Below are 12,245 nucleotides of genomic sequence, written 5' to 3'. Positions count from 1 at the left end.
ATCATGCATGAACTACCATTAGTCTTTTTTACGGTGTTCGGTCAGGCGGCTGTCGGTATTTTCCTGTTGTCGCTATTGGCACATACGACGAAGCAGATCGGCGATGCCCAGTTGAAGACGGCAAATATTGTTGCTGCAGCCTTGTTGCTAGTGGGCTCAGCGATCGGTGGCCTGCACATGGGCCAACCGCTGCGTGCATTCAATTTGCTGTTCGGCTTGGGCCGCTCGCCAATGAGCAACGAAATCATCTTGAGTGGGTTGTTCATGGCGTGTGCCGCTGCAACGGTGGCGTTTAGCTTCATGCCGGGCAAAGCGTCGTTGGCGAAACTGGCTAACAAGGCGACGGTTGTGGCTGGCTTGTTGTTTGCTTGGTCTATTCCTCAGGTATACCAATTAACGACTGTAGCAAGTTGGGACACTGCTCATACGTCACTACAAATGTGGCTGACGGTACTGGTCGCGGGTGGTGCGTTTGCCTTGATGCTGGGCGCGCACATGCTGGGTTTTGCGACCTTGGCCGTTGGTGCGCTGGTCTCTCTTGCCGCGAAACCTGACTACATTGGCTTTGTTACCCAAGCAGCGCCAGAGCTAGCTGTTAACCAATATGGATTATGGGGTGCACAAGCTGCTGCATTGTTGGTTGCTGTGCTGATCGGCGGTGCTGCATTCACCCAAAAAGGTGTGGCGAAACCATTGTTGATTGCAGGCGCGGGTGTCATGCTAGTCGGCGAGCTGATTGGTCGTGTTGCCTTCTACAATTTGTGGGCAATACCAATGTAAGCTGATGCCTGTTGTTGCTCAGCGCTGTATTTCAGCGTTGGGTAACGACAGGCTTTTCATTGGCACAATGACATTACGTTCAGGATAAAATAGATGATAACCCTAGTACCTAGAATCTTAGGTTTTCTTTTTTACTACTCTCCTACGCACCCATCTGCTGAAGCTATTCTTCCGGCCCTCTCTGATCTGCCTGGGCATTTTGACCCTCAGTATCAAGAGCAAATCAGTCCGTTAATCAAAGTGCTTAATGACCAGCCAGTAGAGCAACTAGAAAACGAATTTAGCTTGTTATTTGAAGGGCTTGGTGAAATGCCTGCTCCACCATGGGGCTCCGTGTATCTCGACAAAGAGAACATTGTGATGGGGGAGTCTACCGTCGAGTATCGTCGTTTTCTGGCTAATAATGGTATTACCCTCGATACCCAGATGCGTGAGCCGGATGATCAGTTCGGATTGATGCTATTGGCATTTGTTGAGTTGATGGAATCAGAGAAGTTCGATGCTTGTTCAGAGCTCCTTGAACAGCATCTATTGCCATGGGGATTCCGATATCTGGAAACGGTACAGCAGGTCGAGAACATTTCGTGTTTTTATCCCAACCTTGCCAAGGTAGCACAGTGTTATCTGGTTTCTTTGGTTAAAGATCTCGAATTATCGCCAGCCGATAAGCCTTTGTTCAAATAGTCAGGCTCAATGGACAAGGTGAAGCAACCTAAAGCCGGGTGAAAGCTCGGTTTTTTGCTTTTCGCTTTTAGGAAGGATGAACATGTGACCATTATTAGAATCAAACAACATCAACTACCGGCACCCATATCATTATTGGCCAAGGCGTTGCTGAAAAAGGGAAAAGTGCCGCTTCCTCAGCTTTCGGTTGTTATTGGGGACTTCGTGTTTGATAGCCAGAGCGTCAACCGCTATAACGCTATTTGTGGTTTGCCTCATGATGCTTTGCCGTTGCCTTTTTTATTTGTAGCAACCCAGCCTGCTCAGTTGTTGTTGCTTACCCATCCAGATGTGTCGTTGAAGCTAGTGGGAATGATCCAGACCCATGTCAGTTTTCACCAAGAGTTGCCTCTGGAAATCGGTAAGCCGTATGACTTCAACCTTGACGTCGTAGCGTGTAGCCAAACTGATAAGGGGATGGCGTTTGAGCTAGAAGGGCGTTTCACTGTCGATGGGCACTATCAGGCCAGTTATCGCAGCCGTTGTTTAGTACGAGGGCCGAAGAGAGCACCCCAGCCAGTCTCTGGTACGCTCACGAGCGACAAATCTAAGCTGCAAGAAGAGGCTGAAACTAAAGGCATGGAAAATGAAATGCCAGCGTGGATAAATCTCGATACTTGGCAACTGACGCCGAAAATGGCCCGTGAATATGCAGCGGTATCGGGCGATTACAATCCTATCCATCTTCATTGGCTGGCGGCCAAGCCCTTTGGCTTCAAGGCGCCGCTCATCCATGGTATGTACTCGGTCGCGCGAATGTTTGCGGCCATTGACTCCCCTGTTAGTGATGTTGAGTTTACTTTTCGCCGCCCGGCCTTCTTGCCATCACCAGTGCAATTGGAAGCACGGGAAGGTGAATTGAGGTTGTTGAACAAGGAAGGCAAGCCGCTGGTTGAGGCTCAATACCGTTAGGTTACGAACCGCGGTGCGGGTATTCATAAATAGTTACGTTTCAGGTGTATACAGATATTTCACCGCAACGAAATTTCGCTAATATGTTGCCCTATAAACAACCAAATCAATAATAGGAACATAGAATGGATATTCAGCGTATTAACCCGACTAAACGTTGGTCAGATGTGACTGTCTTCAATGGTATTGCCCATTTTGTCGAAGTGGCTGAGCAAGATACCAGTGCCGATATGGCCGGTCAGGTTAACCAGATTTTTGCGCAAGCAGAAGAGATGCTGGCGAGTGTCGGCAGTGATAAGTCTCGACTATTGTCAGTCACAATTTACGTCACTGACTTTGCCAATTTTGATGCGTTGAATACCGCTTGGGAAGCGTGGCTGCCAGAAGGTTGTGCACCTAGCCGCGCTTGCGTCAAAGTCGAATTGGCCGATCCGAGCTTGCTGGTCGAAATGGCGTTTGTTGCGGCGGCGGGTCAGTAATTTATCGATGAGCAGGGGAATGTTTAGCCTTGTTTGAAATAACGCCCCTGCATTTATTTCAGCTTAGAATGTGATCTTCTTGCAATAAATGCATGGGGGATCCATTTAATAACTTATTTATCAGTAACTTAAATTAGACTAATCGGCAGTTTAATCTACCCTCAAAGATATGGTTATCATGTCAGGGGTTGGGAGATGGACTTCTCTAATTTGTCTATTCGCGTTCGTTTGTTATTCAGCAATACCGTCATTTCGTTGATGTTACTTGGTTTGATGGCCGTGGTTTTCAATGCTATCACAACCATGGAAAAAACATCGCACTGGGTAGAACATACCCATGAAGTGATACGGCAGAGTAAAGGCCTGGTCAGTTCAATGGTGGATCAGGAAACGGGGTTAAGGGGCTTTGCCATTGCCGGACAGGATGATTACTTAGAGCCGTACTTCTCCGGAAAAAATGACTTCCTGCAATACCTTTCGTCGGCGAAACAGTTAACCAGTGATAACCCTGCCCAGCAGCAACGTTTTGATGCTGTGGCCGAGCAAGCCATACATTGGCAGGCCTATGCTGACTCTGTGATCGCTTTGCGCGAAGATATCCGGCGTGGTGAGGCTGTTAATGATGCTCAGGAGGAGTTAATTGCCTCAGGTATTGGTAAACAGAAAATGGACGGGATACGTCAAGAGCTAGCGACGATGGCTCTTGGCGATATTGGCAGTGACATTCTCAATGCCATGATCAATATGGAGACAGGTCTTCGTGGCTTTATGCTTAATCGGCAAGAATCATTCTTGGAGCCATACCTGTCAGGCCAATCAGTGATTAATGATTATCGCTCGACAATCGCATCAACCAAGCTTGTTGGAGAAATAGACTCTTGGATACAGAATTACGCAGAAGTGGCTATCGGGCTAGTCAGGGAGGCGAATCAATTTAAGAGTATGTCTGAGTTATATGCCTTGCTGGAAGGCAAGCAAGGTAAAATCTATATGGATGATTTGCGGCAACGGGTCGATGAGATTATTGGTGCTGAACAAGTACTGATGGCATCACGGCAGGAGGCCACTCTTGCGTCGGCGTCGCTGGCAAACAAGATGATAGTGTACGGCGGTATAACGACACTCCTATTGACCTTCCTTTTTTCATTCATAACGTCAAACAGTATTACTAAACCGATGGGTAGCGCGGTAGGTATTGCTAAGCAATTAGCGGCCGGGGATCTCAATGTGCGGTTTGATAAGGCAGGGAAAAATGAAATTGGTGATTTGCTTGAGGCAATGCAAACAATAGCCGATAACCTGAAACAAATGATCGGTAAGGTCGTAGAAACCAGTGAGCAGCTTAGCGAATCGTCTTCACACCTGACCAAAATATTAGATAAAACGGGCAATGGTGCGAAAGAGCAGCTTAACCAGACTGATCAGATTGCTGTAGCGATGAACCAGATGTCGATATCTGTGCAGGAGGTCGCCCACAATGCGATTTCGGCGGCCCATGTTGCCAGCGAGACCGATCAAGAGGCCCAAAAAGGGCTTACGGTTATTGAGACGACGGTGGGCAATATAGATAAGCTGGATAACGAAATTAATCAGACGTCGTCCCAGTTAACAAGCCTGGTTGATGAAACCAATAATATCGGCAAGATCCTCGATGTGATTGGCGGGATCGCTGAACAGACTAACTTACTGGCATTGAATGCCGCAATCGAGGCCGCAAGGGCGGGTGAACAAGGGCGAGGGTTTGCTGTCGTTGCTGATGAAGTCAGGGTGCTTGCCCAAAGAACACAAGAGTCGACCACTGAAATTCAAAGCCTCATTGAGCGCATCCAGGGAGGAACCGAAGAAGTCGTGATAAGTATGTCTCAAAGTACTGAACTGCTTAAATCAACCATTGCTTCTGCTAGTCAGTCTGGAGAGGCGTTTGGCGCAATTACCCAGTCGATATCTAAAATCAATGACATGAATACCCAAAGTGCAAGTGCTTCTGAAGAGCAGAGTGTGACGGCCGAGCAGGTCAACAAAAATATGCTGACCGTGAACACTATCTCCCAGGAAAGTTATGACACCACGATGAGTGCGGTGGAATCATGCCAGGAGCTTGCCCGGTTGTCGGAAAGCCTGCATGAAACAGTGAGGCAGTTCAAAGTGTGATCACTTATGTTGGCATGCGGTTGTTGATGAAAAAAAGAAGCCCATAAGGGCTTCTTTTACGTTTAGCGAAGAAAAAATAGACCAATTTAAGTCGCTTGCTCAGAGTCTGAGTGGGTTGGCGCATTGGTTCTCGCCGCCAGTTTATTGGCTAGCGAATGAAGCTCCGGCAGCATCCGTTGGATCAGGTGTAGCTGCTGTAGCACCATGCGGGCCGATGTAGAATCTTCATCTCGCCATAACGATAAGCGTTGATCTAATTCGCTATCAGAGTCTGGCGCTTGAGCGCAATGGTTACCGGCTAATTGGGCAGCCAAACAATCCAAGTGCTGGTGGATTTGCCTGTGGGCTTGAGACACCAAATGGTGAGTGCTTTCATCTTCCAGCTGGGTACGGTGTGCGCCAAGGGCAGAAATATAGCTCAGCATGGCATGGTTCAAGGTCAGGAAGCGGAAGCTTTCATCGGTTGCCATTCGGTAGCGACCGGGCTCCAGCAGCATGTTACTGATCGCGGTACTGAGTTGTGCATCGGTATTGTGCGCATCGCGGCGGGCAATCCGGTAATTCAGACTGTCTTTCTTGCCGATCCGGTACTGGCCAATGATTTGTGCTAAGTAATCTCGGTTTGTGTTTACTGCCGCCGCCATGACATTGTGCAGCCTTCTGGCTTGCCAATCAGGCAAGATAAAGCTGACTGCCAATACCGCCAGCAAACAACCGAGTAGGGTATCGCCAAGACGAGGTAGGATCACGGCAAAGCCTTCGCCAAGCTGATTGAAACAGAACAATACCAACAAGGTGATAAACATCGTTGCCATACCATAGTTAGCGGTCCGGAAGGCAAAGAACATCACACCGGTAAATACCATCAGTACCAACTGGCCTTCTTGCCCTGGGAACAGGAACAGTAAAGGCATACCGATAAGTAAACCGGCGATGGTGCCGATAACGCGTTGTTTGAGCCGCTGGCGCGTCGCACTGTAGTTAGGCTGGCAGACAAACAGGGTCGTCAGCAAGATCCAATACCCACGCTCTAAATCAAGACCAAGAATAATCCCGTAGCCTGCCGTTAAGGCGATAGCCATCCGTAGAGCATGGCGAAACAGCATCGAGCTAGGGTCGAGCTGGGCTCGGATCCGCTGCCAACGCTCTTTCATACTATGGGCTTCGGTATCCGACAGTTCGTTATCGCGGGCACTGTCCGTCGTCGACACATCCGGGTTGCTAACGTTAGATAACTGGCGCTCAACTGTCGCGAGGTTGTTAAACAGGTATTCCAGCTGGTTGATATACACCCGGCGCTTGGGATCGTTCTGACTTTTGAGGTAGAGCAAGGACTCTTGAAGCTCATCCAAGGCTTTTACGCTATTGATACCGTGGCTGTAAGGTTTTCCCATCGCCAAAGCATGAGATATCTCTCGGCAGGCATTCGCTTGCTGGGTGAGTAGGCGTTGGAACCGGAAGAGCACATCGCTACGCTGGAACTCTGCGGCCAAATCTTGGTAGCGGTAATGGGAGGAACTAGCACGCTCGTGGATATCCTGCACCAAGAAATAAATCTTGAGGAATTTATCACCGGTTTCGTTAGGGTGGCCGCGACGGGCACGGTGTAGCAGTGTTGCTTTGGCTTCGTTGAGCGCACTGACCACTTTGGCGTTCTTGGTCGCCGCTTGCAGGCGAAGCGGTTGCGGCACTAAATCGGCAACAGGGTCAAATAGCTCGCTCTTGCTATCAAGGTAGCAGGCCAGCTCATTAAAGACTTTCGATAGGCTCTGCTGAACCGGTTGGTTTGGCCAAATGATTTGCCAGCTTAGCGACAATAATCCATACCAAGCCGCGCCACCGAGCAGCAACATTGGCTGATACCATAAATTAGGGCTTTGAGCTGCGCCCAGCATGGTATAAACCGCCAATAGCAGCGAAGCAAAAGCGATGCTGGCGTAGCGGGCTCCCATAGACCCCAGCATGATAAAGCCAAACGTTGAGGTAAATAGCCCAATGGCAAACAGGGGTGGATAAGGGAATAAGATTTCGATAGAAAAAGAAGCAATAACGAAGCAAAGCAGGGTCGTTATTAACGCTTTGATCCGTCCTGTCAGGTTATCATCGGTTTCGGCCAAAGCTGAGGCAATGATACCGAGTACCAATGGCGTGACTTCTGACGTTGCTTGTAGGTACCAACAGGGGAGAGCAACCCCAACCAAGGCGATCAGTACACGTATGCTGTAGTTTATTCGGTCGTTCGCCCAGTAACGACGCAAAGTCAATTGTAAGCGGCTATTTGTCATTGTTTTTATGGTCTTCCCAGTGAAGGGCTAAAGATAGCAAACTTCCGTAATCAAGCGGTATAAATCCCTATAAAAAATGCAGTTATCTAAATATTTAGCAGAAAATTTACGCAAAAATTTTTTGGGACGCTAGGGTATATCTATATAACTTGATACTCTAAGTCCAAGTCGTTTTTCCTTTATTAGGCTTAAGAATGTCTAATAATGCGCGCAAAAGCTAGCGTAGTAGAAGAAGTAAGTTGAGTGTTGGTGACAGAATGCGTTTGACAGCAGGGTGGCTGGCCCAATGGCTTGCCCAAGGTGATTATTGCAGTATTGCTCTTGGTGACAATTGTTTGGTGCTGGATAGCCAGACAGAAACAGAAGAAATTTCTTTTGATGAATGGGATGGCGCCATAGAGGTTCATCGTGGCGTGTTATGGGGCAGTTTTGAATTGACCTCTGCTGATCAGGAATATTGTTGGATAATACATGGTCTGCCATGGCAGCAGTGTAAAGCGTTTGCCAACATGTTGCTTGAAGCCTACCGGAACTGGGCGCAAGGCAGGGTAGAAAAGTTGGATAACATGCTACCGGAAATGCTGACTCGTATTGACAGCTACGCCGAAGCAGAAGGTTACCTACGTGAATCCTCTCACCGCCAGTTACACCGTTATCTCGAGAACTCCTTAGCGTCTACCGGGTTGACCCGTGAGTTGGCGGCATCCTTCCGTCCGTTGGCGTTCGAGAAAGTTGAGCCGTGGCTTGAAGGTAATGAAGAGTGGGTGGAAGAGGCTAATAGCCAGTGGTTGGAAAAAGAAACCGAAAAATGGTCGTCGTGGTTCGACAAGTTCGAATCTTCACCATTAAACCCGACTCAGCGTGAAGCGGTGCTGATCAACCAAGATCATAACTTGGTACTTGCTGGCGCGGGTAGCGGTAAAACCAGCGTATTGGTTGCCCGTGCCGCTTATCTGATTGCCAATCAGCAGAGCCAGCCAGAAGAAATCCTGATGTTGGCCTTTGGCCGTAAGGCCGCCGAAGAGATGAGCGAGCGATTGGCTGCTAAAGTCAGCGATCGTATAAAGGTCGCTACCTTCCACAGTTTGGGAACGCAAATCATTAGAGCGGTTGAGAGCGAGATGCCAAGTGTATCGCCAGTAACGCTGGATGAAAAAGCCCGCGCTGAATGGATCTCTCAGGTATTGACCGAGCAATGGGAAACGGCTGCTTCAGCCAAACGATGGCAAAAGCACCTTACCCAATGGCGTATCCCAGGCTTTAAATCCGATAACTCGATGGAAAAGCAGGCCAAGAGTGAGCAACTGGCCGCTTGGGTATGGCGTCATATTGAATTGATTGGACAGCGTGGTGCTAACAAGTCCCAGCTCGTCGATAGTATTGAAAAGCATGAGAATGAATCGGCTCGTGCTCGGATGAAGAGTGAGTTGGCGTTGCTTTGGCCGTGTTATCGTGCCTACGAGCAGCACTTGAAAACCAGCAAGCAGATTGACTTCAACACCATGATCCAGCGGGCGACAGAATACGTCAAAGAAGGCAAGTTCACGCCGCCTTGGAAGTTTGTCATGGTTGATGAATACCAAGATATCTCACCGCACCGATTGGCGTTAATTGAAGCGCTTTGCCAAGCTGGTGACAAAGAGCACCGACCGACCTTGTTTGCCGTCGGTGATGACTGGCAGGCCATTTACCGCTTTGCCGGTGCCGATGTGAACCTGACCACCGGATTTGAACAGCGCTTTGGTGCCAGCCATATTACCGAGCTGGATACCACCTACCGTTTCAATAGTATGATCGGAGAAGTGGCGAATGCCTTTATCCAGCAGAACCCGAATCAGCTGAAAAAAGATCTCACCAGTTTCAAGAAACAAAAGCGCAAAGCCGTGACCTTGCTGTGCCAGGACCTGATTGATCAGGAATTGGCGCAACTGGCAACGCAACAAAAAGGTGACGTGACCACCTTGCTACTGGGACGCAACAACAACCAGCGACCTGAAAAGCTTAAGCAGTGGCAGGAAAAGTGGCCGCATCTTGGCTTAAACTTCATGACCTGCCATGCCAGTAAGGGCCGTGAAGCTGACTTTGTGTTTATCTTGGATGTTAACCGCGGTGTGTTCCCTGCGCCTGACCGTGACACCGGATTGGCAGCTTGTCTGCAGGCCCGTGGCGAAAGCTTCACCGACGCCGAAGAGCGCAGGTTGTTCTACGTTGCAATCACCCGTGCTAAGAAGCATGTATGGGTTTGTGCCGAACCCCAGAAGCCATCGACGTTCGTCAATGAACTGATTGATGATGGTTATCCGGTGATGAACAAGATCAAACGAGTTAAAGCGAAGCAGAAGTAATTTTGCTTTAGCCTTCAGGTACTCATTAATAAGCGAGCCAGCTATTGTTAGCTGGCTCGTTTTTTTTAGTGGATTGTTGATAATTTGCAATGAGAAAGGATAATGGGCGACCGCTCCTTACCGTGAGAAATACCTATAATGCGCCTTGATAAGTTTGTTTGTAAAAGTACCGAGCTAACAAAAGCTGAAGCCGTCAAACGAATCAATACTGGTGAGGTTGGTGTTAATGGCACGGTTGTAACAAATGAAGCCGCACAGGTTCACGAAAACAATACGGTATTGTTGAATGGCGTTCAGTTAAAGGCGCGTGATTTTCGCTATATCCTCATGCATAAGCCTGCGGGTACTATTTGCTCCAATATTGATGAAGTTTACCCATCTTTATTCAATCACTTAAACGTTGAGAATGTTTCTGAGCTTCACATAGCTGGTCGTTTAGATGCAGATACAACAGGTATGGTTTTGATTACCGATGATGGACGTTGGTCGTTTAATATCACTACGCCAACAAAAGAGTGCAGTAAGGTTTATCGTGTCGGTTTGTCTCGAGCGATAGCAGACGATGTAGCGTTAAAGTTCAAAGAAGGAATCCAGTTGCAAGGTGAGCAACAATTGACACGGCCAGCGACCTTAGAAATTCTTAGCGACAAAGAGGTTCTTTTAACGATTACCGAAGGTAAATTTCATCAGGTGAAACGGATGTTTTCTGCTGTTGGTAACCGAGTGGTTTCACTTCACCGGGAAGCTATTGGAGACGTTCGCATTGATACTGAGGTTGGACAATGGCGCTATTTAACCGACAGTGAAGTACAGTCATTTGTTAAGTGATGGAATTGTTTGGGTATAATCAAGCTCGTGTAACCCCGTTGACAATCAGCGTTCCATATATGATGATGATTGCATGAAAACGAATCTTGAGCAGCACAAAGCACGAATTATCATCATTCCATAGGAATGGTGGGATTGCTGATGCGCTTTTAATTCGTTGAACCCACCCAAAGAGGTGGGTTTTCTGTATCTGCCTCATGGTTAAACCTCATTTAAAGGATCTAACATGAAGAAAGTGGCAAAACCGTCTATGTCATTCGAACGGTTTCAGAACTAAATGATTTCGTTACCCGGGCTGTTAAATAGGCAAATATAAAAATTTAGAGGATTAAAGGCGTGGAGAAAATGGACTTGAAAATCACGACGCAATATATTGACACAGAAAGCCATGAACAAAGCGATCAGCTTGAAGCTTTATTTGCGGAGTATATAGCTACTCTGTCAGTCAGTATTGAGCCTCATGTGGTCACTCAGTTATTTCAGCTGCCGTACTTTCATGGTTTTATATGCTTTGTCGATAATGAGCCAGCCGCTTTTGCTGTTTGTTTCGAGTCATATTCCACTTATAAGGCAAAGAAAATCCTCAATATCCATGATTTTATGGTGTCTGCTCACTTTCGAGGTCAAGGTGTCGGTAAGGCTTTACTAAATGGCATTGAACAATATTGTATCGCCAATGAGTATCTCAAGATCACTCTAGAGGTAGATGATGACAATAGCGTCGCAAAAAAACTATACAGCGCATGTGGTTACGAAGATCATCAGGTAATGCTGAAGCGCTTGTTTCATTGGCAAAAGTATCTTTGCTAGTCAGCTGGGGAGATTATGCTTTTTGCCTTAAAGGATGAAGGAACTTATTAAAATGGGGAACGAGTTAGGGCGTGAAATGAACATTTTGATCTTGTTATTGGATTCAGCGCTGGTGCTAATGCTCTTTGGCGACTATCGGGAATTGATATTATAAAAGATAAAACGTTTATCTGTTTTTATCCGACAAGGATATATCAATATCTCTCTATAGAGCTTCAAGCAAAGGTCCAGGTTGTTTTCCCGAAACAAGAGGCGTCTTTTGATGTCTGTCATGTTACACCTTATGACCACGGTTTTATGAATAAGTGTTCTGTAGCGTATTCTCTGGAAGCCGAAATGTTTGGCCTTTCTTTTATTCAAGCTGTGATATGAGATACCGTTCAAGGAGCGTTTATTGTTACTGTCTAGTTTTTAATACTTATTGGTTAATACCGAAGTGGTATTATTGGTAGATTAATGATTTTTTAACCATTGCTTGCTGAGTTAAAATAACGTTTTGTAATTATTAATAATATCCGATATTGTCTCAAAAGTAGGATGGTTGTTTATCCTGCTTTTTTGCATGTTTATACCTCTGTACCTATAAATATTACCGTGTTTAAAAAAGTAGACACATAAAACAGGAATAACACTTCGGTACTATGAATTAGGATACAATTCCAATGAATATTAAATTAGTTGGCGTTTTCACTGCTTTTGCACTAGCAGTAGCTACATCTGGTGCACACGCATATAGTTATAAATCCTATTATAAACATGACTATAAGCCTTATCAGAAGTCCGATTACAAGCCACAAATCAAGTATAAAAAAGCTAAATATAAGTCGAGAAGCTGTAAACCTAGCAAGAAGTACTACGGCTCTAAGAAGAGATACAGCTCTTACAAATGTGACCGCTATTATGGTTACTAGTTAAATACCAATACCCAAGTA

The 12,245-nt window shown here is 46.8% G+C and carries 9 protein-coding genes; 8 read left to right on the top strand and 1 reads right to left on the bottom strand.

Annotated features, from left to right (window positions below; all coding sequences use genetic code 11):
* Positions 1-3 precede the first annotated feature (3 nt).
* The 5 genes from L4D79_RS16855 to L4D79_RS16835 all read left to right on the top strand — a co-directional run bounded on the left by L4D79_RS16855 (position 4) and on the right by L4D79_RS16835 (position 5,045).
* Complete coding sequence (locus tag L4D79_RS16855) at positions 4-780, top strand: dimethyl sulfoxide reductase anchor subunit family protein (protein WP_428652736.1); 777 nt, start codon at positions 4-6, stop codon at positions 778-780.
* Positions 781-873: 93 nt separating this feature from the next.
* A complete protein-coding gene (locus L4D79_RS16850) occupies positions 874-1,464 on the top strand; it encodes a molecular chaperone TorD family protein (protein WP_428652735.1) in 591 nt (196 codons plus the stop codon).
* A gap of 84 nt (positions 1,465-1,548) precedes the next feature.
* A complete protein-coding gene (locus L4D79_RS16845) occupies positions 1,549-2,415 on the top strand; it encodes a MaoC family dehydratase (RefSeq protein WP_428652734.1) in 867 nt (288 codons plus the stop codon).
* 125 nt (positions 2,416-2,540) lie between these two features.
* A complete protein-coding gene (locus L4D79_RS16840) occupies positions 2,541-2,894 on the top strand; it encodes a RidA family protein (RefSeq protein WP_428652733.1) in 354 nt (117 codons plus the stop codon).
* 195 nt (positions 2,895-3,089) lie between these two features.
* Positions 3,090-5,045 (top strand): CHASE3 domain-containing protein, encoded by a 1,956-nt coding sequence (locus L4D79_RS16835; protein ID WP_428652732.1) that lies wholly within the window; start codon positions 3,090-3,092, stop codon positions 5,043-5,045.
* A gap of 86 nt (positions 5,046-5,131) precedes the next feature.
* Here the strand turns inward: L4D79_RS16835 and yccS are convergent, their stop codons facing one another.
* Positions 5,132-7,330, bottom strand: a complete 2,199-nt coding sequence (yccS, locus tag L4D79_RS16830; RefSeq protein ID WP_428652731.1) for a YccS family putative transporter — start codon at positions 7,328-7,330, stop codon at positions 5,132-5,134.
* Positions 7,331-7,587: 257 nt separating this feature from the next.
* On the opposite strand from yccS, the gene helD reads away from it, so the two are divergent.
* From helD to L4D79_RS16815, 3 genes are all read left to right on the top strand, one after another.
* Positions 7,588-9,675 carry a DNA helicase IV gene (gene helD / locus L4D79_RS16825; RefSeq protein ID WP_428652730.1) on the top strand — a complete coding sequence of 696 codons (2,088 nt, stop codon included), beginning with the start codon at positions 7,588-7,590 and terminating at the stop codon, positions 9,673-9,675.
* A 138-nt stretch (positions 9,676-9,813) separates the two neighbouring features.
* Positions 9,814-10,503, top strand: a complete 690-nt coding sequence (locus tag L4D79_RS16820; protein WP_428652729.1) for a pseudouridine synthase — start codon at positions 9,814-9,816, stop codon at positions 10,501-10,503.
* A 345-nt stretch (positions 10,504-10,848) separates the two neighbouring features.
* Positions 10,849-11,313: a GNAT family N-acetyltransferase gene (locus L4D79_RS16815; RefSeq protein ID WP_428652728.1), complete on the top strand. Its 465-nt coding sequence runs from the start codon at positions 10,849-10,851 to the stop codon at positions 11,311-11,313.
* Positions 11,314-12,245 lie beyond the last annotated feature (932 nt).

It is taken from the genome of Photobacterium satsumensis (genome assembly GCF_050336935.1).
In the GTDB taxonomy this organism is placed as follows: Bacteria; Pseudomonadota; Gammaproteobacteria; order Enterobacterales; family Vibrionaceae; genus Photobacterium; species Photobacterium satsumensis.
The sequence above is the reverse complement of the archived record's forward strand: the minus strand, read 5'-3'. Positions and strand labels throughout refer to the sequence as shown.

Bases quoted from the DNA above. Each gene is read 5' to 3' on its own strand.
- L4D79_RS16855 (WP_428652736.1), top strand. From the start codon at position 4: ATGCATGAACTACCATTAGTCTTTTTTACGGTGTTCGGTCAGGCGGCT.
- L4D79_RS16850 (WP_428652735.1), top strand. From the start codon at position 874: ATGATAACCCTAGTACCTAGAATCTTAGGTTTTCTTTTTTACTACTCT.
- L4D79_RS16840 (WP_428652733.1), top strand. From the start codon at position 2,541: ATGGATATTCAGCGTATTAACCCGACTAAACGTTGGTCAGATGTGACT.
- L4D79_RS16835 (WP_428652732.1), top strand. From the start codon at position 3,090: ATGGACTTCTCTAATTTGTCTATTCGCGTTCGTTTGTTATTCAGCAAT.
- yccS (WP_428652731.1), bottom strand. From the start codon at position 7,330: ATGACAAATAGCCGCTTACAATTGACTTTGCGTCGTTACTGGGCGAAC.
- helD (WP_428652730.1), top strand. From the start codon at position 7,588: ATGCGTTTGACAGCAGGGTGGCTGGCCCAATGGCTTGCCCAAGGTGAT.
- L4D79_RS16820 (WP_428652729.1), top strand. From the start codon at position 9,814: ATGCGCCTTGATAAGTTTGTTTGTAAAAGTACCGAGCTAACAAAAGCT.
- L4D79_RS16815 (WP_428652728.1), top strand. From the start codon at position 10,849: ATGGACTTGAAAATCACGACGCAATATATTGACACAGAAAGCCATGAA.